The organism is Candidatus Dependentiae bacterium (assembly GCA_020431705.1).
Lineage (GTDB): Bacteria > Babelota > Babeliae > Babelales > Vermiphilaceae > JAGQHQ01.
The window spans coordinates 1-22,787 of the sequence record JAGQHQ010000016.1 but is presented as its reverse complement, the minus strand read 5'-3'; the positions used below and the strand labels follow the sequence as shown (position 1 = coordinate 22,787).

The following is a 22,787-nucleotide window of genomic DNA, read 5'->3' as shown; positions in this document are numbered from 1 at the left end:
TTTTTAACATCTTTTTATCAGCGAGATTTTCCTTTTTTTACAAAATTATTTCAAGATTTTAATTTTGGGATAGGTTCATAGAAATAACATTAAAGATATTGATAAAAAAACGAGGGCACATAGCATTCACAATGAAGCAAAAGTTAGGACAAATTATTTCTGGCTCACTTAATGATGGCTTCATGATGAGGATTGCACCAGGCACACAGCTTGAAGAAATAAAAACTGGTAAATTTGTTTCAATACAAGGAAGTAGTTACCAGTTTTTTTCGTTAATTACTGATTTAAGTCTACATGTTACCAATCAAGATATTTTAGTTTTTCCACCTAAAGATAGTGAAACACTACTTAAAGAAACTCTCTCGCAAAAAGATATATACGCAACAGCTCAACTCAAACCAATGCTAATGCTAAACAAAGATAAACAACTAATGCCTGTCAAAACAATTCCTCCACATTTTGCGCCTGTCTTTGACGCAACTAAAAAAGATGTTGCTTTAATTTTTGGTGACGAAAAAGAGGTAACAAAAAAATTTTTTAGTATTGGTAAGCCGCTCGATATGGATACACCAGTCTGTATTAATTTGGAAAAATTAACTGAACGTAGTAATGGTATTTTTGGCAAAACAGGTACTGGCAAAACATTTTTAACACGATTAGTATTAGCGGGTCTAATCAAACAGGAAAAGGCAGTAAACTTAATTTTTGATATGCATAGTGAATATGGTTTGCAAGCACGCAAAGAAGGAAAGGGGCAATCATTTGTAAAGGGACTTAAAACACTATTTCCCTCAAAAGTTGTTATATTTTCTTTAGATCCGGAATCAACTAGGCGACGCGGTGGATCACCAGATGTGTGCATGGAACTTTCATACCAATCAATACATGTAGAAGATATTATTTCACTACAAAGTGAGCTACATCTACATGCTACAGCTTTAGAAGCTGCATATTTGATTGCAGCACGGTATAAACAAAACTGGTTACAAGTATTACTCGAGCAAGGTGAAAATATAAAAGAATTTGCTCAAGCACTTGGCGCACACCCAGAATCTATTGCAGCATTATATAGAAAATTAAAACGCATTGAACGATTACCATTTTTTAAGAGAGTAACCGCAATAGGTGCTACCAAAACACATTCAGTAGTTGATCAAATGATGGAATACATCAATAAAGATATAAATATAATTATTGAGTTTGGCAATTATACGTCAACATTTTGCTATTTGTTGATTGCCAATATTATCACGCGTAGAATTCATTCAGAATATATTACGCGTACAGAAAATTTTTTGGGTTCACAAAAAACCGAAGACAAGCCAAATCAGCTGATGATCACCATTGAAGAAGCTCATAAATTCCTAAATCCACAAGCAGCACGGCAAACCATTTTTGGCACTATTGCGCGAGAAATGAGAAAATATTACGTTTCATTGCTCGTTGTTGACCAGCGACCATCCGGCATAGATCAAGAAATTATTTCACAAATTGGTACAAAGATTGTAGCGCAATTAAATGATGAAAAAGATATTCAGGCAGTCTTGACTGGCGTCAATAATGCCAACAACTTAAAATCAATTCTAGCTTCTCTTGATACCAAAAAGCAGGCACTATTGATGGGACATGCATTAACAATGCCCGTCGTTATTCAAACACGAGAATACGATGAGCAATTTTATCATGCAATGAGCCCACAAGTAACTGCTAAAAAAATTGACGAATTAGTACAGGAAATCTTTTAAATACTACTCCGGCCAACCTGATTCATCACACATATGCGCTTCAATATCATGGTGACATTTGGCACATTTATTATCACTATCTTTTGCCGCGTTATTACCTTTTTCGTCTACAAATATATCTTTGCCGTTCTCATCAAAGGTATAGCTATTTTCACAGTGCTTATCTGGTGGCATACAACACCACGCATTGACTAAAGCAGGGACAACAGCTAAAAATAACAATGTGCTTAGAAGCCATTTTTGATACTTTTTCATAATACTCTCTCCTTTAGAAAGGTTATCTATTTCTATTTATTATAATTTTATAAAAAATACCTTATTTTAAACAATAATTTACCATAAGAGCTCTTGAATATATTGATTGACAGCGCTCCATTATCTTCCTACACTGAGTTTCAATTAATAGTAAAATATAATTATATTTATAGCTTTAGCAGGGTTATGTCTATAATTTTGATAGATTAGATGATAATCAATCAATCTTTTTATGTATAGGGAATTATTTATGAAAAATTCTTATTTTAAAGTTTTTGGACTTGGTCTTGTTCTATTGATAGCTACCAGCAACAGTACGGTACTTGCAAATACCCTAGAAGAAATAGCCGGAGAAAACATTCCTGGCTATGTTAACACTAAAATTGACGATCTTTTCTCCTATCATAAAAGAAATAACAGTAGTGTGACAGAAGCAAAAGAAAGAGTTATTCGCAACTTAAGAGATACTGATTGTGCGGGCTGCACATTTATACGCACCAATGTTTCCCTCAATAATTGTTGGTATCGCAATACAAAAGCTGATGTTCGAGTCTGCACAAAAGCTGGAATCAGATTAATGATAAAAAAAGAAATTATTAAACAAATTGAAGCAGATGCATGGAGTCATGCAGCTAAGTTATCTATTGATAGCGGCACAGCTTCTATAATAGCTAAAAATATTGCAAAGGAAGCTCAAAGCTTGCTTAATAGTGCGCACGGAGATGGAATTCTTGACGAATTTGTCGGACAAACATTAGCAAACAAAGTTACTCGTTACTATAGCAACACACAACGCTTATCAACAGAGAAAATTGAAAAAAATAATGAGGAAAAAATTAAGGAGCTTGCAGATCATTACTTCTATGGCAGCAATGAAATTGGCAATATAAGCGCAATAATAAATAAAGCAAAAGAAAGAGCCGGATCTCAAAATCTCGATGATACTCAAATCAACAATTTATTTTTAGATGCATTCCAAGAATTCACTATTTCAACTACCCGCAATAAATCTAAATCTTCATATACCCCGATGCGAACAGATAAAATTGTGGAGAGAATGAGAACTCAAGTTGGAAGACGTACTGATAGACTAAGAAAAAGTTCTGCTTTTTCTCACAAAACAAAAGGACAGCTCAAAGACTACATTGGCCAAAAGCTTGAAGGTGAAATTGAATCAATTAATAGGGACTTAGGACGATAATAAGGCAATAGACATTAGTTTTGCACCCGACCGCAATAAACGGTCGGGCTCTTATATTAATACCAGTTTATCTTGACGCTTTAAAATAAAGCAATTACCCTGTATTCAAAGGCATAAATCAAAAGTTAACGACAACTTTTTCATTGAATGAATCATGATAAAAAAAATAACTCTTATTGTTGTACTTATTATTGCAAGCATCATGCTATTATGGCATATTGCACAAAAAAAGCATACTGTCACAAAAAGGGATAAAGAATTTATCATAGTTGGGACAAACGCCGAATATCCACCGTTTTCTTTTATGAAAAATGATACTATTGTTGGCTTTGATATAGATATAGCACAAGAGGTAGCAAATCGCCTTAATAAAAAAATGATCTTACGAGATATGCCATTTGATACATTAATTCCTGAAGCACAAATTGGTAGTATCCAGTTAATTGCTGCTGGCATAACAACTACTAAAGAACGTGAAAAAAATTTGTTATTTACTAAGCCATATATTTCTGGAGATCCGCTTATTATCATAAGCATGAAAAGTGACAATCAACATATCAAAAGTATTAATGATCTAGTAGGTAAAAAGGTTGTAGTCAATGAAGGATTTATTGCAGATTTTTATATGTCAGAAAAAAAAGGTATTGAGCTCATTCGTTTAGGCACGCTATCCGAAGGATTTTTAGCTCTTAAAGCTGGACAAGTTGATGCTTTTGTAACAGCACGCAATAGTGCACAACCATTTTTTGAAAAACAAGGAGTAGATAGTTTTAATATCGTACCTGTTGAGGGAACAAGTGATAGCTACTCGCTTGGTATTTCAAAAAAACACCCTCAACTATTAGAACAGGTGCAAAAGGCATTACATTCTATGGAAACTGATAATACCATTGATACATTAAAGAAAAAATGGAATATCCAGTAAATGATTGATATAGAATTAATAATAAATTCATTACCACTGCTCCTGCGCGGTTCGCAGGTCACCTTACAAATTTCTGTTATAGGCTGTTTTTCCGGAATATTTTTTGGCACTATCTTAGGTTTACTTCAATCAGGTAAAAATAAAATTATAAGATCTTTAGTAGCATTGTATGCAACGATTATTCGTGGTACACCAATGTTAATTCAAATCGCATTCGCTGCATATGTATTACCAGAACTTGGGTTAAAGTTACCACTGTTCTGGTCAGCTGTTTTGGCAATCAGTTTAAACAGTGCTGCGTATGTTAGCCAAATCATTCGTTCTGGCATTAGCTCTGTCAGTAGTGGGCAATTAGAAGCAGCCCGAACACTTGGAATGAGTAACATGCAAATTACTCGTTATATTGTATTACCGCAGGCATTTCGTGTTGTGTTGCCCGCACTTGGTAACGAATTTATTACACTAGTAAAGGATTCAAGTTTGGCCTCAACTATTGGTGTAGTAGAACTAACAAAAGAAGCATGGTTCATAAGAAGCCGAACTTTTGATGCTTTGAGTATATACTGTGCTGTTGCGATCATTTATTTAGTTATGACGACAACTCTTTCTATTATTATTGCACAATTAGAAAAAAAAATGAGTCGCCATGTTAAAACTTGAAAATATTAAAAAAACATTTGGTAACAAAAAAGTCATTGATAGCATCTCATTTTCAGTAAAAAAAGGTGAAATTGCTATGCTTATTGGTGGGTCTGGTGTTGGTAAGTCAACGTTGTTACGTATTTTAAATAATTTAGAAACACTAAATGGCGGTACAGTTACACTGGACAATAAACCCCTTGATTTAAAACAAGTGAGTAAAAACCATACTATCGGCATGGTATTTCAAGGTTTTAATTTGTTTGATCACATAACGGTGGAACAAAATATCACACTACCACTTCAAACAGTATTTGATACATCAAGAAAAGAAGCACATGCTATTGCACACAATCTACTTGCACATTACGGACTTGAAGATAAAAAAAATACATATCCGCAAAATCTTTCTGGCGGACAAAAACAGCGTCTTGCTATTGCACGTTCACTTGCAATGAAACCCAAAATTATTTGTTTAGATGAGCCCACATCAGCACTTGACCCACTTTTAACAACGCATGTTGCCAACAATATTCAAGAACTTGCAAAACAAGGTTATATTGTACTTGTTGCATCACATGATACTGAACTGCTTAAAAAATTAGACTGTACTATTTATTTAATAGAAGCAGGACGCATTATTGAAACAGCAACATCGGCAGAGATCAAAAAGAATCCACAACAATTTCCAAAACTTACTTCGTTCATTGCCGGCTCAATATAATCTCGCTCTCTAATGTTATACATCATCTTACATCTTTAATTTTTTATTGATGGAAATATATATGATGTATACACTTAACATCTTAATACTGTACAGATAGTTTAAAAGCAAAATAATGTTAACAACATAAAGGAATAACAATGTTTTCATCTTGCAGGATATTTTTCTCAATAACAATCAGTGCTTTTTTTATACATTGTCCACTTTTTACGATGGAAAACAAAAAAAACACCGAAATGGTAGAGTTTATACATAATGGCTTCCAATTCAATCCTATTGGTTATATATCAACTCAAGTACTTTCATGGGTGGAACAAGCTGCCGGAAAGAATATTAATAACAAGCAAAAAAATGCTAAAAAAAGAACGGTATCAAAATCTTATTTAGCCGATTGTGTACAAACAGTCATTCAAAATGGTGGGACAATAAAGCCGTGGATACTTCCCGGCAACACTCAATTAATTACAAAAGATGGGGATTGGCAACATATTGATGGACCAATTTATGAGGCGTACAAAAATAAATATATAAACCAAACAGCTCAACAAAGTATAAATACACAAAATAAATAAAGATATGCTAAAACAGTAAAAAAATTACAAAATAATGTGTTATAAGGAAGATATTGTAGTAAGCATGCTTTCCGCATCAATAAGCATTCTTAATCAATTTTTAGAAGGAAAAGTTTATGAAGAAACAGTTGTTATCTTTATTGTTATTGTTATGTTGTTCAATATCGCTATATGCGCATAAACAACATATGTTGCAAAAAATTACCAATCATAATATACAGTTTATTCGCTGCTTTTTTACTGATCTAGTTGCACACCTCAAAGAAATAATGATTCCGGCACAGCATATTGAGAATGCAATTGATGAGGGTTTATATTTTGACGGTTCATCAATTCCAGGTTTTACTAATATTTATGAAAGTGATATGCATTTAACACTTGACACAAATACCTTCAGATCTGTTCCCACGTGTGATGGTAATGTTGGTGTTGTTATATGTGATAATGGCTATGGTCCTGGCAAACCATACGATGCCTGCCCTCGCAATGTTCTCAAACAAACAATGCAAAAAGCAGCACATTTAGGATATGGTCTATATGTTGGGCTTGAAATAGAATTCTTTTTATTTGATAACAATACAAAAGCAACATGTGACACCCTAGGCTATTGCGATAGAGAACCATGCCCATTGCGTGCTGCTCAAAAAAGAAGCCTTTTACAAACACTGCAACAGTATGGTGTTGATGCAGTAAAATTACACCACGAAGTTGCATCAGGCCAACATGAAATAGTAATCAATCATCATAATCCGCTCGTAGTTGCAGATCAAATTATTTTAGCCAAACATGCAATTAGAGAGTGGGCATCACAAAATAATCTCGACGCAACCTTTATGCCAAAACCAATCTTTGGACAAAATGGAAGTGGAATGCACATTCACTTTAGTCTGTGCGACATAAACACTGGTACAAATCTCTTTTACGATCCATATAACTCTTGCGGCCTTTCACAAACAGCGTATCAGTTTATAGCAGGCGTTTTAAAACATATTCGCGAATTAGATGCGATATTCAATTCTACTATAAACTCGTTCAAACGCTTGGTGCCAGGCTATGAAGCACCAACTTATGTATGCTGGGCAAATAAAAACAGAAGTGCACTTATTCGTATTCCTGAATTTGATCATGATTGCGGAGCCGCTGCACGAGCTGAGTTGCGTTGTCCCGATGCATTGTGTAATCCATACCTCGCATTTACCGCATTGTTAGAAGCAGGACTTGCGGGAATACAATATCAAGAAATAATACCTGATGCTATAGAACAAAACTTGTATAGGTTATCTCCTGATGAAATTTGTACGTACGGTATACAAACACTACCAACTTCATTGCAACATGCGCTTGACCTATTTGAAGCAAGCACATTTGTACAAGCTATATTCAGTCAACGTTTGCGTTCAGAATTTTTAAAAGCAAAAAATAATGAAATTAGTTTGTTCAATAGGATTGTTACCGATTGGGAATTAAAACGCTATCATCATAGCTAAAAATTTTCTTGACAACAAGGTAGCTGATTGTTACGATCTTCCCAAGTTTGTCCAGAAAATTTTAAAGTGTCCCTAAACGAACAATACGTCTAAGTATTGTTCACCCCCCTAACCCTTCAGCTTGTTCTAAGTTGAAGGGCATTTTATTTTTATCGTTTCTCTACTAAAAAATAGAGCAAAAATAAAAAAATATTTAGTTAAGTAATATTTTATTGTTCGCTTATCTGATAATAGGAAAGCTTACACGAAAGATTCCACGCACCTTCGCTCGATTGAGTCAGTGAAAAATTATCACATGTGCACAGTTGTAATGATTTCTCAAGTACATTAAAGAACGAAATAATCTTCTCCATATTTCCGCTACTGTTACATAGTATTTCTTGTTGCGTATACCAATCTTTTTTTGTTTTTGCTTGTGCTTTACATGTATTAAGTTTTGAGCCCGCTTTATGTATACAACGAGTAATATAAAAAACAGGACACATATTTGTATCATTATATTTTGGTTGATTAGATCGATATGCATTAAGCGTTACATGCAATTGACTCACACGATGTTGCAGCTCTTTACACTCTGCTGTGGCGTACTCTAGCTGATCGTATTGTGTGCTCATTAAACGACACTGGCTACTAACACAATTAATACGCGCATCTAATGGAAAATACAAAAAAAATAACCAGAACCAAACAATGCCACAAAGAAAAAATCCAGTAAGTATATAACGACTTACTGGATTTAATTGTACCGCTAAAGAATATATTTTACTGTCCAACGGTTTAAAATACATCGTTTACTCCGCTAAAAATTTGCTTTCGTCCATTGCATAGGATCAATAGCAATGTTGTTTAGTCGCATTTCCCAATGTAAGTGATATCCTTGCGCATAACCAGTTTTGCCCATTGTGCCAACAGGATTACCCTTTGCAACTTTTTGACCAACTTCAATATCGGCAAAATCTTCCAAATGGCAAAACATAGAAAGTATACCCATACCATGATCAACAACAACAGTATTACCTGTCATAGCATAGCGATCTTTAATTACCACAATACCATTTTGCGTTGACCATACAACACTTTTTGGTAAATTAATTACATCAAGCGCTTTATGCGCATAACGCCCTTTTTCTTGGGTAGTACGTACTGTACCAAAATCACACGTAACACGCTTGACTTCAAGTGGTGTACAAAAAGCACCACGCCATAGTTTTTCTTTTGGTGATTTTTTTGTCAATTCAGCTATTTGCTCTTCAAGCTGAGAGTTTGGCAAACCAACTTCTTTTTCTTTTTCTACTTGTTTTGAATCAACATGCAAATGTTGTGTTTTAAATGGAAATGGCATAATGTGAAATTTACTATCTAGATTCAAAACATTACCAACACGGTCAGTAATAACTGCAGAAAGAAGATACTCATTGGGCATCTCTTCACATGCAATCGGTATAAAACATTCATATACTGACGAATTTTTTGATTCTGGGATACAATCATACGTATGCGCAAGCACCTGAATTTCTGCTTTTTTAATTGGCTTGTTTACTTGAAATTGCACATGCAATGTACGTCCTTGAAATACTTTGTGTTGCATATCTTGTTTTATAAATGCTGCCTGCAACGGTACATTATCTACCTCAAAGTTTCGTTCAATAGCCGTTACGTTTTTATTAAACGTTTTATCTGTCAGTGTAGCTTTTAACATATGTTTGCCATTGGCAAGCGTTTTTGTAGGAATAGTAAATGGATATGCATTCACATTGGCAGCTAATTTAAAACTAGTAATCAATGGCTTTTCATCAAGCCACACAGCAAGGTTGCCACTTTTATCGCTAGAAACTTTACACTCAATATCTCCAGCGTAAGATTTGTTATTTTCTATGCCATAAATCATAATAAACGGTTTTGTACTATCAAAAAAAAATGTATAACCAATTTTGCCAAGCAAGCCACAGACACCTAACACGATAATTAAAACAACATACTTGAGGCTCATTTTCATTAATTTCCTTTGTTACTTACACGTTTTTCTATTATCTATAATATAGTTGTTTTGAAAATCAACAACAAGTTATTTATACATGTATTGCATTACCCTAAGATTATCCCAGAGATAAAAAAAAGAAGCGGGTTTAAGCCGCTTCTTTAATATAAAAACTATAATGTTTAATAAATTAGCGCCCTACAACACCATTCAATTGCTGTGCCAAAATTGCATTGGCAATGTTATGTGTGCTGATACCATCTTCTAATTTAAATGGGCGAATAATAGAACCATCTGCCTGAGCAAACGCCTCCATCTTCATATTTTTGCATATACCACTGCTCATTTTTTCAAGATCTGTTACCGATGAAAAGTGAGTTGCAAACATAAATGAACAATTATTTTTAGTAAGTAGTTTCTGTACAAACTCTATTGCCGCCTGTTTACCCTTATTTGCTGATGTTCCTGTAAATAACTCATCAATACCAACAAAAACAAGTTTATTATCTACAGCTGATTGCTCAACAATCTGGGCAATAGATTTTGCACGGTTTACCTCAGATTGGAATAAAGAAATACCTGCTGCAGTATTATCGCTAATATTCAAAGAGCTCACGATATAATCACACGGAACAATCACTGCTTTTTTAGCAGCAACAATACCGCACGTTTGCGCAAGTAATAAATTAATAAATATAGCTTTTAGTAATGTTGATTTACCACCCGTATTAGAGCCAGTCAATACAACGCCACGCGGCAACGTAGCACCATCTAAAATAATTGTATTGGTAACAACTTTATCTGTATCAACAAATGGATTCCAAAACTCTTTTAGTTGTATGTACGGAGTTTTTCCCTTTTTATACTCAACAAAAGAATAAGATACTTTTCTATGTTGAGATTCTTTATAAATCTTAGCTATAGAAAAACATGCATCTAACTCTCCAATGACTTGTAGCGCTTTAATAAATTCATTCTTTACTTGTTTGAATAAAGTATGCGCTGCTAAAACACGCCCAGAACGAGAAAAAAATGATGCCTTATCCTTAAAGGTATTTGTCTGCAATAATTCAATCACAGTTTTGCATTCTGCCGATTTTATACTATTTGCATCAAATAAATCATACGCACAAGACAGGGATAATAATCCATGAAATACTTCCTTATAGTTTCCGGCTAATTCTCCAATCTCTTTTATAATGCTCGTTATTGTTGCAACATCAATAAGTCTAGTATGCAAATAATTAATTATATTTTGATTTTCACCCGCCTCAGACAGTGTAGTTTTAGCCGAATATACATAACCACCAATCATCAAAGTTTTAATAATCGCCCAAATACCCAACCCTATATAGCTAATTTTTTTAAATTCTGCTTCTGAATATGGGCAATCGAGACCATACATTGAATACTCATTAGAAATCTTCTTGTATTTCTCTCCTGACCTTATCATTTTATAGTCATCATATATAGGTTTTGGACTAAAAAAACTAATAACACCTTCCGATGTATTTTTAAGTACTTGCCCAACATCAATTTTTTTTGTCATCGTATACTGTTGTCCACAATCAGAAACTGCCATCAAAATTGCTGGAAAAGAAAGCTTCAATCCAGTTACAAGGTTATTTAATCGAGTACCAACCTCGAGCGCAATAGCACTTTTGTTCAACATATTTGGCAATCGGTTATTCCAATATACTTTATTAACCAATTTAGTAACTTCTGAATCTTCTTTTTGCCAGTATGAAAAAAAGCCATCTTCTGCCGCACGGACTTTTTGTAACACATTATGTACAGTAATAAAAAAATCAGTATCTTTTACCATTTTTTTAATAAGCATTTGTCGAGAATGCAATTGATCAATATTAGCAGATGGTTGTGCAAGCATATTGACCAAACCAGCTTTACCAAATACTGTAGTTGTACGATCCATTATCTTGTGTAATGAACAGCTTGGATCAGATGAATGACCATAAAAAACATTAAGATCCATCAAAAGATCTTCTGTTACTGAATCAACAGCAACCTGAGAATCATTATCAGAAAGCTGCTGTAGCAAAATGGTCAGTTTTTCTTGATCCTTCATAAATATCTTTTTCAAACTTACTTTTGTTTTGTCATCAGCAGACAAGGATTTTTTATTCGGAACTAAGACTTGCAACGAACGCAAATATTGCTGCCCTGCGACATCATATACCCCTCTGTTTTCTGACGCATACAAACATGGCTGTAGGGCAAGCTGCACAAGAAATATTACAAATATAAAATTGAAAAAAAATAAACGCGTCTTCTTCATGTAAAAATTCCTTAATAGCTATATAGCTCTTTTCTATTTATTAAAAATACAAGTCGCTAAAATTATTAAAAATACAAGTCACTAAAAAGCTTACGCTATATTAAAAATAAAGCAATTTTTGACGCAAAAGATAAGGGACAGATAGAAATATCTGTGGTATAATAAGGCATGTGGGAAATGCGCTTACCAAGATTATATACATTGAGATGAGGGTATATCAAATGAAAAAAACAAAAAAAGTGCACTCAATACTACCTTCATTTATCAAAAAGACAGCTGATAGCACAATAGAAAAAGTATTACCCAATGCACCAGGTGTGTACCTCTTCAAAAATAATAACAACCAAGTTATTTATATTGGCAAAGCAAACTCAATCAGAAAAAGAGTACACTCGTATTTTAATAAAAAACATGATGATTGGAAGATTAATACGATAATGCATGATTATGCCGCTCTTGAATATATACTCACAAATAATGAAATTGAGGCATTACTTCTTGAAGCACAGTTGATCCGTCAGCATCAGCCAAAATGCAATACGCTTTTAAAAGACGGACAACCATTTTTGTATATTTTATTTACAAAAAACAACATGGAGCTTGTGCGAAATAAGAAGAAAAAGGGAAAATACATCGGACCATTTTTACATAAAAAATCAACACGACGCGCATTCAAATTTTTAACTGAAACGTTCAAACTTAATGTGTGTAATAAGCATATTGAAAATGGCTGCCTTGATTATCACATTGGTAACTGTGCCGGTAGCTGCAAAAAAAATTTTGATATCAATGGTTATAATATTCGATTGAACCTTGCCTATCAAACAATTAAACAAAATAAAAAGTCATTTATTAGATCAATCAACAAAGAAATTCAGAATTACAACACTTATTTTGAATTTGAAAAAGCAAAACACCTATATGGATATATACAAAATATTGATATTATTTTTGATACACTTAAAACAAAATTCTCTGAACGCAAATTTGAAGATCAGATTTTTGCAGCTACTGCACCCACAGCCCTCGTACAAAGCAGAAAGAAACTTGCACAAGACTTGCAGCAGTTTTTAAATTTAAATATGCCAGTACACTCAATTGATTGTTTTGATATTTCGCATTTTCAAAGTAGCTTTATTGTCGGCTCATGTATACGCTTTACTGATGGCATGCCAGATAAAAATAAATTCAGGCGATTTAAAATCAATAGCTTAATGCAACAAAACGATTATGCTGCGCTGCAAGAAATTGTCTGCCGTCGTTACCGACACGGTGATTTTCCCAGTCTTATTTTAATTGACGGCGGCAAAGGGCAACTTAATATAGTTGCACCTCTTGTCGGCAATACCCCATGCATCAGCTTAGCAAAGCCCAATTCCCATAAGCATACTGTTGACCGTATTTTTTTAAGCGATACAAAAAAATCAATTCCATTAGACCTACATACAAATATAGGTAAAGCATTGATTGCATTGCGAGATTATGCACACCATTTTGCTATAACGTATCATAGATATAGAAGAGGTAAGCAGCTGTAAAAAAAAATTAAACCTCTTGCGTTCCCTAATACACATGGCAAACTACTAATCATATATAGACACCAATGGGGAGGCATATGATGAATACACAACAATTTACAAATGCAACACAAGAATTATTAAACAATGCAGCACGCATTGCTAAACAGCAAAACAACCCAACACTTGAACCAATACACACGTTACATGCTGGGCTTGAACATCAATTTTATCAATCATTTTTTAAGCATATAAATATATCAACTTCGGAATTAAAAAAAATCATACAGCAAGAGGTTGGTCGGTTACCCACAGCTCAAGACACACAGCTAGGCATTGGTAATTCAATGGAACAATTTTTGAAAACCTGTACAAACGAAGCTGATGAATTAGGCGACACATTTATTAGCCTTGAACATATATTGCTTGGTTGGGTAACATCAGATTACATACCACACGCGATCAAAATATTTTTCAATGCTAATAACATCACGAAACAAATTGTTGTGAATTATATGAATGAACTCAGACAAAATAAAAAAGCTACAAGTAAAAATGCCGAAGAAACCTATCAAATATTGCAAAAATATTGCATCAACATAACCGAGCACGCGCAAAATGGCAAACTTGATCCCGTTATTGGTCGGCATGAAGAAATACGACGCGTTATACAAATACTCTCGCGCAGAACAAAAAACAATCCAGTGCTAATTGGCCAACCTGGTGTTGGTAAAACTGCTATTGTAGAAGGTATTGCACAACGCATTATCAATAACGATGTACCAGAAAATTTACATGGCAAAACAATTTATGCATTAGACCTTGGCCTGTTGTTGGCAGGTACCAAATATCAAGGTGAATTCGAAGAGCGCATTAAAAATATTTTAAAAGAAATCGAAGAGCATCAAGATCGTATTATTTTGTTTATCGATGAGTTACATATGCTAGTGGGCGCCGGATCTACTGGCGGCGGTATGGATGCATCGAATTTATTAAAACCAGCACTTGCACGCGGTATATTGCATTGCATTGGCGCAACAACTCTTGCTGAGTATAAAAAATATATAGAAAAAGATGCAGCGCTTGAACGACGCTTTCAACGAGTATTAGTAGAAGAACCTTCAGTGCCAGATGCTATTTCTATTTTGCGTGGTTTAAAAGAACGTTATGAATTGCACCATGGCGTACGCATAAAAGATCAAGCATTGGTATCAGCGGTTGAACTATCTGCAAAAAATATTCCTGGTAGATTTTTGCCAGATAAAGCGATCGATTTGGTGGATGAAGCCGCAGCAAAAGTACAAATGTCTATAAACTCACAACCAGAAGAGTTGGATAAAATCGAACGCCATATTACACAACTAGAGATAGAAAAAGTTGCACTTACAAAAGAAAAAGATAACCAAACAGCACAGCAAAGACTCAAAAATTTGGAAAGAGAGTTAAGCAATTATAAACAAGAACAACAACAACTACGCCAACAATGGGAAGCAGAAAAAAAACCTCTTGAAGTTATTGGAAAACTCAAGGAACAAATTGAGCAGGCAACACAACAGTTCGAGCAGGCACAACGAGCTGGTGATTACGCAAAAGCATCAGAAATAAAATACGGCAAAATTGCCGAACTTGAAAAAAAACTCATACATGAACAAGAGCAACTTAAACAACTTGATACACATCTGATTAAACAAGAAGTTGACGAGCACGATATTGCAGCCGTTCTTGCACAATGGACAAAGATTCCTGCACGCAAATTAGAGCAAACAGAAACACAAAAACTTCTTGAAATGAAAAAAGCCCTAGGTCAACGCGTTATTGGTCAAGATGAAGCACTTGCACAGGTAACTAATGCTATACAAATGCATCGTGCTGGTTTGACAGATCAAAATAGACCTATTGGATCATTTTTATTTTTGGGGCCAACTGGAGTGGGTAAAACAGAAATTGCCAAAACACTTGCTGACTTCTTATTTAATGATGCAAACAAACTTATTCGTATCGATATGTCTGAATATATGGAAAAACATGCAGTAGCTCGTTTAATTGGCGCTCCTCCTGGCTATGTTGGATATGAAGAAGGTGGCCAATTGACCGAGCAAGTTCGTCGACAACCATACAGTGTTATTTTGTTTGATGAAATAGAAAAGGCACATCCAGATGTTTTTAATATATTTTTACAAATTCTTGATGAAGGACATTTAACTGACGCACAAGGCAATACTGTTTCCTTTAAAAACTGCATTATTATTATGACATCAAACATTGGATCCGATATTCTCCTAAGCACTGATGAATTAAGCGATACCGTCAAAGAAGGAATAAAAGAGCTATTACACAAAACATTCCGCCCAGAATTTTTAAACAGAATTGATGCAATTACCTTCTTTAGAAAATTGTCACAAGAAAATATACAGCAGATCGCTAAAGTAAAAATACAAGAATTAATCACACGATTAGCACAAAAACATGTTACACTCTCTATAACAACTAGTGCTCTCAAAGAAGTTGCTATACGTGGTTACAATCCCGAATTTGGTGCACGTCCACTTACCCGTTCCATCCAACAATATATTATGCAACCACTTGCACATGAGCGACTTAAAAATCCCGAGGCAAAGAGCCTAACTATTGACTATAAGGGAAGTAATTTTATAGTTTCATAGTAAAATTAGTAAGTTACTTTTTTAGGGCAGGGGGAAACCATGAAACAACAAATTTCAAAATCAGATCGTATTTTGGCAATGATTACTCATCTTACCTCACTTGTAGGCAGCTTTATTATACCGCTCATTATTTTTCTGCTTAAAAAAGATGAGTCTCGATTTATTGACTGTAACAGCAGAGAAGTTATCAATGCGCATATCAATGCAATTGTACTGTGTATAGGCTTCTTATCTATAAGTATACTTATGGTTGGCACTCAAGCTGGACCAATTAGTGGATTTTTAGCATTAGGATTTATCGTAATGCTGCCAGTTATTGCTTTTGTATACACCGTTTCATTTATCGTTGGCGCAATAAAAGCATATAATGGTAAATGCTTCAGATATCCAGTAGTTTTTAAACTTTTAGTTAAACGAGATCATCATTAATGCACAAATATATTTATGCCAGCAACTGGAAGATGCAATTCTCTTTTAATCAAGCGCTTGCATACGCGCAAAGCAATAAAAAACATTTTATACAGCTTGCACAGCAAAAAAATACAGAAATAATTGTGTGTCCATCCTTTGATGCACTCGCACCAATAACACAACTTTTTAAAGCTTCTAATGTTTATGTTGGTGCACAAAATTGCGCAGCGCACCAAAAGGGCGCATATACCGGAGAGATTTGCCCACAATCTATCCGAGAATGCGGCGCACACTATTGCATTGTTGGCCATAGCGAACGCAGACAGCACTTTGGCGAAACTAATGAGGTTGTTGCACAAAAAATGGAGTTATTACTCCAGAATAATGTTATACCAATCGTATGTATTGGCGAAACCGGGCAAGAGTATACAGATAAAAAAACGTATAATATTTTGCAAAAACAGCTACTCGCTATTTTTAATTCAGCTAAAAACAAAAAAATATATATCGCTTATGAACCACTGTGGGCAATCGGCACTGGCATTGCAGCAAAGTCAGACTACCTGCAAAATATTTTTACTTGGCTGCAAACATACTGCTCAAAAGTACTTTGCAGCGATGGATATAAACTATTATATGGTGGCAGTGTTAACGACAATAATGCTCAAGATCTTAAAAAAATTACATGCTTAGATGGATTTTTAATTGGTGGGGCAAGTTTGGATTTCCAAAAATTTCAAAATATAGTAGTATCATAAAATGTAAAATATTTGCTCTAGATACCATTTTTTGGAGATTTTTATGTTATACGGATTTTTAGTAACGGGATTTATTGTTGTCTGTTTTTTACTTATTTCGGTAGTATTAATTCAACAAAGTAAAGGCGGTATGGGCCTAGGAGGCATGGGTGGGCAAGCGCAAATGCTTTTTGGTGGCTCTGGTGGCCAAGATTTATTACAAAAAATTACGTGGGTTTTGGTTGTTATTTTTATGAGCGGTTCATTGATTTTAGCACTTATGCGTTCGGCGCAACGCGATTCTTATCGTTATGTTACTCGTGCACGACCAATACAACAAATGCCCGCACCTCAGCCGGGAATACCAGCATCTGCAACTAAGTAATTTTAAATTATAAAAATTGTTTTATAAAAAAAGCGAATCATCATTGGTTCGCTTTTCTATTATTGCACCTGTCTTACTATCATATCTACTGCGGTATCTGACCTACATAGATTGAGCAAAAACTGTTTAACCAAAGAAAAAGATCAATAATCGTCGATACATTGACAAAAAAAACAAATAACGCAATGCTCAACACCAGGTAATACCTTATTAAGAAAGCTTATTATATGTTATTGGCCAATTATGTCACAAATTTTTTAGATGCGATCGGTAGATATACACTCGATATTTGTGAACACACTGGAAGTTTTTTTATTTTCCTCTTCAACACAGTTCGCACACTACTTACAACCAAACTAAAAATTCATAAAACATTCCAGCAAATGGAGCGAATAGGAGTAAACTCGTTTAATATCGTTGTGTTGACCGGTTCATTCTCTGGTATGGTATTTGCATTGCAAAGCTATATTGGATTTCAACGTGTTGGTGGCGAACAATTTATTGGTGCCGTTGTTGCCCTTGGTATGATTCGAGAATTAGGACCGGTGTTAACCGGTTTAATGGTCACCGGCCGCGCATGCTCTGCGATTGCTGCAGAATTAGGCACCATGAGAATAACAGAGCAAATTGATGCGTTACGTACTTTACGAATAAATACTTTTCAGTATTTAGTTGTACCACGTATTTTGGCAGGTACAATCATCATGCCATTTCTAACATTATTTGCTATGTTGTGCGGTATTATTGGCGGATATGTTATTTGCGTACATGTTTTGCAATTAAGTGCTGAAGATTATATGAGTAACATGCGCACATACGTTGAGCTTGCCGATATTCGCGGCGGTTTAATAAAAGCCGGAGCATTTGGCTTAATTTTAAGCTGGGTCGGTTCATATAAAGGTTATCATACACATGGTGGTGCACGCGGTGTTGGAATCTCTACTACACAAAGTGTGGTTGTTAGTTCTATTTTAATTTTGATTACTAACTATTTCTTAACTAAATTTTTGGAACAGCTATGATCAAAATTATCAATTTAAAAAAACAGTTTGGCAACAAGTTAGTAACTAAGGGTGTCACGCTTGATATCCCTGAAGGGCAAATGACTTGTATTATTGGAAGATCTGGCGAAGGCAAATCAGTTTTACTCAAACAGGTTATAGGGCTCATGAAGCCAACATCAGGTCAAGTTATTGTAGATGGCGTTGATATTACACAACTAACGCAACGAGAACTAAATCAACAGTTTAAAAAATTTGGCTATGTATTTCAATTTGCAGCGCTGCTCGATTCACTCAATACATTTGAAAATATTGGTATTACATTATTAGAAAATGGTATGAAAAAAAAAGATGTATTACCAATCGTTAAAGAAAAACTCAAACTTGTTAATTTAGAAAAAGACACATTATATAAATATCCATCAGAACTTTCTGGCGGTATGAAAAAGCGCGTAGGCCTTGCACGTACACTAGTCACAAATCCAAAAATTATTTTATACGATGAACCTACAACAGGGCTTGATCCCATTACATCTCGTGTGATTCAAGAATTGATGTTTGATATGCAACAGCAATTACAAGTTACTTCAGTTGTTATTACTCATGATGTAAATTTTTTCAAATTTGCCGACAATGTTGCATTACTGCACGAAGGAAAAATAAAATATTTCGGATCGGCTAAAACTATTTGGGAAGAAACAAATCCATATATTCACCAATTTATCCGTGGTTTGCCAGAAGGCCCAATTCAAAACGAAATCGTACACACCAAAGATAAATTTTAACAAAAACTACTCGAAAATTTTCTGCATATTTTGCCAGCTAATAATATCGCTATGTGAAAGTGCTTGTGTAGTATCACCAGCATATACAACAAAATTTTTTTCTTTATTATTCGTTAACTTCTGCCAATATTCAATATTTTCAAAAAATCGATTGTTTGGTGTCCTACTCGATTTTATTTCAATGGGAACTAATCTGTTACCATCCTGGAGCAAACAATCAATCTCATGCCCTGCTTTGTCGCGCCAAAAATAAACTAGCGGCAATTGGCCATGGTTATGGTACCACTTTAACATATCTGAGATAACAAATGATTCAAAAATATTACCGCGAGTAGGGTGTATCGCTAGTTGTTCTTTTTTTATACGCAATAAATAGCAGATAAGACCACTATCATAAAAATACATTTTTGGACTTTTAACCAGTCGTTTACCAAAATTATTGTGATATGGCCTAAGTAAAAATAGCACATAGCTAGCCTCGAGTACAGAAATCCATCGTTTAACTGTTGAGTCACTCACACCGCATTCATTACCCAGAGAAGAAATATTGAGTAACTGCCCAACTCGTGCAGCACATAAAGAAATAAAAGTTTGAAAAGTTGTCAGGTCACCTACCTGTGCAAGCTGGCGAACATCACGTTCAATATATGTCTGCAAATAGTTTTTATAAAGCAAATCTGCCGGTATATTTTTTGCATACAATGCCGGATAACAACCATTATATAGCATCTGTTCAATGTCAGGCAATGCAATATTACTCTTTTTAAGTTCATTTGTTGAAAGCGGTAACAAGATATGAATAGAAACTCTGCCGGCCAAAGATTGGCTGATTTTCTCATTCATCAAAAAATTTTGTGAACCAGTCAAAATAAAATAGCCAGGCTTTTGTTGTGCATCAACAATTGTTTGAATATAAGAAAGTAATTCAGGCACATGCTGAAATTCATCAATGATGATGCCACTTTTTGTTGCATTGGCCAATAAAAATGTCCGTGGGTCTTTTTTTGCAGCAGTTCTTAAATATAAATCTTCAAGCGACACATAGGCGTGATTTTTAAATACAGATTGAGCAGTTGTTGTTTTACCAGATTGTCGCGGCCCAAGTATAGCAATTACTGAAAAATATTGAGCACCCTTTATAATATCTGCTTCTAATTGTCTCTTAATCATATGATTCCTTTATACTATCGAGTATATATGGACAAATCCTATATCAAAAGTCGAATTTGTCCAACGATTCTTAAAAAAAGAATCAAAAAACCTTATTCATAAAAAGAGATTTCGAATTTAAAATCCTTGAACATATTACTTCTTATTGTATTAAAATATTGATTTATCCGATCTAAAAAAAGATATAATCAAGCTGAATATAATTACTACTGTTAAATTTAAGGTAAAAAAAGGAAAAAAATGTGGGCTTTATTAGGGATAAGTTTTATTTTTAACGGCTTTATGCATACCAAGTGGGTAGAGATTACAGGAGCTGGAAATCAAAATATCGTTGATAGCTATAAATTTTATGTTAAAATTGGAAATATACAAAATATATGGGGCACAAAAGATAATGGAACTCCCTATAAGTAGTATGGTAGTAAATGGAAATTAAAAAATAATGATGGTACTTCAAGACAGCTTTTACGCTTAAGACAGATTGCACCAGCAGCAGACGGTACTGTATATGGCCTTGGTTAGCGAAAAAAACTAGCTGATTATAAATAAATTTTGTCAGTGGATAGAAGAATAATCAGAAATCTTTGTACAGCATACTTGGCTGAATACCACGATTATTTTGATATTTATTACTTACATAATGTGTATACGCACCTTCAATGGTGTGATAAAAAATTTGACAGATTGCTACAAATGGATAAATGCGAATTGGCTGAATACAAGAAATTTCTAATGTCCAAAAACCAGCAAACCCAACATCGCCAAAACCTGCAGTAATATGAATAAATAATCCAAGACGGCCAATTGAAGAACGGCCTTCAATCATAGGCACACAACCTTCAGTTTTTGTATACTCAACTGTACGCCCTAAATATAATGTACCCGGCTCAATAATCAATCCTTCTTCTGGTATTGCAATACGCTTGACCATATGATTTTTTTTCATATCAAGAATATGATCTTCATATACCACAAGCTCATTGTGTAAACGTAGATTATAACTATTTGGATTAAGTTGTAGTTCATTGAATGGCTCGATAATAATATCTTTGTGTAAACGCTCTTTTATTTGTTTTCCTGATAGAATCATACAAAGCCCTTCCAAAATTTTTAACAAGCCGAACCGATTGTCAGCCTATCACAACATTGATAAAATGTTTAAATTACAAAATAATTTTTTAAAAAAGTAATGAAAGCATCAGAAAGGAAAATAACATGCAAACAGAACAAAACAGACAAACAATCATAGATCAGGTAAAAGCAGAGAGTATTAGGTTTCATAGATTAAACGAAGAAGTCAGCAAAGTTATTGTCGGCAATCACGATATTATTGATTTTATTGTGATAGCAATTTTATGCAATGGACATATTTTATTAGAAGGTATACCCGGTGTCGCAAAAACGACAATGATAAAATCAGTAACTCGTGCACTAGGGCTTAGGTTTAATCGAATTCAGTTTACGCCAGATTTATTACCCGCAGATGTAATTGGAACCTTAATTTATAATCCAAAAACCCAAGAATTTGAAACAAAAAAAGGACCTATTTTTGCAAATTTAATATTAGCCGATGAAATTAATCGCTCACCAGCAAAGGTACAATCGGCATTATTAGAAGCAATGCAAGAACATCAAGTAACTATTGGATCTAATAGTTATAAACTTGATGAACCATTTTTAGTATTTGCAACGCAAAACCCAATCGAGCAAGAGGGTACCTATCAACTACCAGAAGCACAACTTGATCGTTTTATGTTTAAATTACATATCAAGTATCCAGATAAAACAGCAGAAAAAGAAATCTTACACCGCTCACTTGATGTAAATCAAATTATAAATGTACTCTCTAAACAAGATATTTTTGAAATGCAAGAGCTAGTTAAACAAGTTTATGTTGATGAAAAGATTGTTGACTATATCGTCAATATCATTTTTGCAACACGTGAGCCGCAAAAATATGGCCTTAATGATATTACATCATTCATTCAATATGGAGCCTCCCCACGCGCCACCCTTGCAATTCATAAAACTGCAAAAGCATATGCATTTATTAAAAAGCGTCACTTTGTAATACCCGATGATGTTAAAGCAGTAGCGCCTGCAATTTTACGCCATAGAATATTGTTAACGTATGAAGCTGAAGCACAAGAAGTTACAAGTGACCAAATTATTAGTACAATTTTAAATACGATTCCTACACCATAATAAAACACATCAATCACTTGCTCATATTTTTTTATAAGGTAAAGTTGAAACAAAAAAAATACCCTGCAGATTGCAGGGTATTTTTTTTGTT

The 22,787-nt window shown here is 34.3% G+C and carries 22 protein-coding genes; 16 read left to right on the top strand and 6 right to left on the bottom strand.

The features are described 5' to 3' along the window. The first annotated feature begins 131 nt into the window (after nt 1–131). Nucleotides 132–1,745 (top strand): DUF87 domain-containing protein, encoded by a 1,614-nt coding sequence (locus tag KC460_04445; protein ID MCA9770592.1) that lies wholly within the window; start codon nt 132–134, stop codon nt 1,743–1,745. A gap of 3 nt (nt 1,746–1,748) precedes the next feature. Here KC460_04445 and KC460_04440 read toward each other — a convergent pair whose 3' ends face one another. Further along, the gene (locus tag KC460_04440; protein ID MCA9770591.1) at nt 1,749–2,000 is read right to left on the bottom strand and encodes a hypothetical protein; all 252 of its coding nucleotides are present in this window, start codon (nt 1,998–2,000) and stop codon (nt 1,749–1,751) included. A gap of 250 nt (nt 2,001–2,250) precedes the next feature. Between KC460_04440 and KC460_04435 the strand changes: the two genes are divergently transcribed. The 6 genes from KC460_04435 (at nt 2,251) to KC460_04410 (ending at nt 7,548) form a co-directional block, all read left to right on the top strand. Then, complete coding sequence (locus KC460_04435) at nt 2,251–3,201, top strand: hypothetical protein (GenBank protein MCA9770590.1); 951 nt, start codon at nt 2,251–2,253, stop codon at nt 3,199–3,201. 154 nt (nt 3,202–3,355) lie between these two features. Then, the gene (locus KC460_04430) at nt 3,356–4,126 is read left to right on the top strand and encodes an amino acid ABC transporter substrate-binding protein (protein ID MCA9770589.1); all 771 of its coding nucleotides are present in this window, start codon (nt 3,356–3,358) and stop codon (nt 4,124–4,126) included. Next, a complete protein-coding gene (locus KC460_04425; protein MCA9770588.1) occupies nt 4,127–4,786 on the top strand; it encodes an amino acid ABC transporter permease in 660 nt (219 codons plus the stop codon). Further along, the gene (locus KC460_04420; protein ID MCA9770587.1) at nt 4,773–5,489 is read left to right on the top strand and encodes an amino acid ABC transporter ATP-binding protein; all 717 of its coding nucleotides are present in this window, start codon (nt 4,773–4,775) and stop codon (nt 5,487–5,489) included. Before KC460_04425 ends, KC460_04420 begins: the two co-directional genes overlap by 14 nt. Nucleotides 5,490–5,629: 140 nt before the next feature. After that, nucleotides 5,630–6,061 carry a hypothetical protein gene (locus KC460_04415; GenBank protein ID MCA9770586.1) on the top strand — a complete coding sequence of 144 codons (432 nt, stop codon included), beginning with the start codon at nt 5,630–5,632 and terminating at the stop codon, nt 6,059–6,061. Between the two features lie 116 nt (nt 6,062–6,177). Then, nucleotides 6,178–7,548, top strand: coding sequence for a glutamine synthetase (locus KC460_04410; GenBank protein ID MCA9770585.1), 1,371 nt, complete (start codon nt 6,178–6,180; stop codon nt 7,546–7,548). A gap of 209 nt (nt 7,549–7,757) precedes the next feature. On the opposite strand, the gene KC460_04405 is transcribed toward KC460_04410, so the two are convergent. The 3 genes from KC460_04405 to KC460_04395 form a co-directional block, all read right to left on the bottom strand. Next, nucleotides 7,758–8,336 (bottom strand): hypothetical protein, encoded by a 579-nt coding sequence (locus tag KC460_04405; GenBank protein MCA9770584.1) that lies wholly within the window; start codon nt 8,334–8,336, stop codon nt 7,758–7,760. A gap of 11 nt (nt 8,337–8,347) precedes the next feature. Next, complete coding sequence (locus KC460_04400; protein ID MCA9770583.1) at nt 8,348–9,538, bottom strand: M23 family metallopeptidase; 1,191 nt, start codon at nt 9,536–9,538, stop codon at nt 8,348–8,350. A 178-nt stretch (nt 9,539–9,716) separates the two neighbouring features. Beyond that, nucleotides 9,717–11,822: a hypothetical protein gene (locus tag KC460_04395; GenBank protein MCA9770582.1), complete on the bottom strand. Its 2,106-nt coding sequence runs from the start codon at nt 11,820–11,822 to the stop codon at nt 9,717–9,719. Nucleotides 11,823–12,043: 221 nt separating this feature from the next. On the opposite strand from KC460_04395, the gene KC460_04390 reads away from it, so the two are divergent. The 7 genes from KC460_04390 (at nt 12,044) to KC460_04360 (ending at nt 19,321) form a co-directional block, all read left to right on the top strand. Then, complete coding sequence (locus KC460_04390) at nt 12,044–13,360, top strand: GIY-YIG nuclease family protein (protein ID MCA9770581.1); 1,317 nt, start codon at nt 12,044–12,046, stop codon at nt 13,358–13,360. Nucleotides 13,361–13,437: 77 nt separating this feature from the next. Next, a complete protein-coding gene (locus KC460_04385; protein MCA9770580.1) occupies nt 13,438–16,002 on the top strand; it encodes an AAA family ATPase in 2,565 nt (854 codons plus the stop codon). A 39-nt stretch (nt 16,003–16,041) separates the two neighbouring features. Next, nucleotides 16,042–16,431 (top strand): DUF4870 domain-containing protein, encoded by a 390-nt coding sequence (locus KC460_04380; protein ID MCA9770579.1) that lies wholly within the window; start codon nt 16,042–16,044, stop codon nt 16,429–16,431. Continuing rightward, a complete protein-coding gene (locus KC460_04375; protein ID MCA9770578.1) occupies nt 16,431–17,171 on the top strand; it encodes a triose-phosphate isomerase in 741 nt (246 codons plus the stop codon). The genes KC460_04380 and KC460_04375 overlap by 1 nt, the downstream gene beginning before the upstream one ends. 43 nt (nt 17,172–17,214) lie before the next feature. Then, a complete protein-coding gene (gene secG, locus KC460_04370; GenBank protein MCA9770577.1) occupies nt 17,215–17,535 on the top strand; it encodes a preprotein translocase subunit SecG in 321 nt (106 codons plus the stop codon). A gap of 227 nt (nt 17,536–17,762) precedes the next feature. Next, entirely contained in the window at nt 17,763–18,557 is a 795-nt protein-coding gene (locus tag KC460_04365; GenBank protein ID MCA9770576.1) for an ABC transporter permease, read from the top strand. Next, nucleotides 18,554–19,321 carry an ATP-binding cassette domain-containing protein gene (locus tag KC460_04360; GenBank protein ID MCA9770575.1) on the top strand — a complete coding sequence of 256 codons (768 nt, stop codon included), beginning with the start codon at nt 18,554–18,556 and terminating at the stop codon, nt 19,319–19,321. The genes KC460_04365 and KC460_04360 overlap by 4 nt, the downstream gene beginning before the upstream one ends. A 6-nt stretch (nt 19,322–19,327) precedes the next feature. Here the strand turns inward: KC460_04360 and KC460_04355 are convergent, their stop codons facing one another. Further along, nucleotides 19,328–20,491, bottom strand: a complete 1,164-nt coding sequence (locus KC460_04355; GenBank protein ID MCA9770574.1) for an ATP-binding protein — start codon at nt 20,489–20,491, stop codon at nt 19,328–19,330. 240 nt (nt 20,492–20,731) lie between these two features. Between KC460_04355 and KC460_04350 the strand changes: the two genes are divergently transcribed. Next, nucleotides 20,732–20,905 carry a hypothetical protein gene (locus KC460_04350; protein ID MCA9770573.1) on the top strand — a complete coding sequence of 58 codons (174 nt, stop codon included), beginning with the start codon at nt 20,732–20,734 and terminating at the stop codon, nt 20,903–20,905. 160 nt (nt 20,906–21,065) lie between these two features. Here KC460_04350 and KC460_04345 read toward each other — a convergent pair whose 3' ends face one another. After that, nucleotides 21,066–21,581, bottom strand: coding sequence for a dCTP deaminase (locus tag KC460_04345; protein MCA9770572.1), 516 nt, complete (start codon nt 21,579–21,581; stop codon nt 21,066–21,068). Nucleotides 21,582–21,706: 125 nt separating this feature from the next. On the opposite strand from KC460_04345, the gene KC460_04340 reads away from it, so the two are divergent. Continuing rightward, a complete protein-coding gene (locus KC460_04340; GenBank protein ID MCA9770571.1) occupies nt 21,707–22,696 on the top strand; it encodes a MoxR family ATPase in 990 nt (329 codons plus the stop codon). The last annotated feature ends 91 nt before the right edge of the window (nt 22,697–22,787 follow it).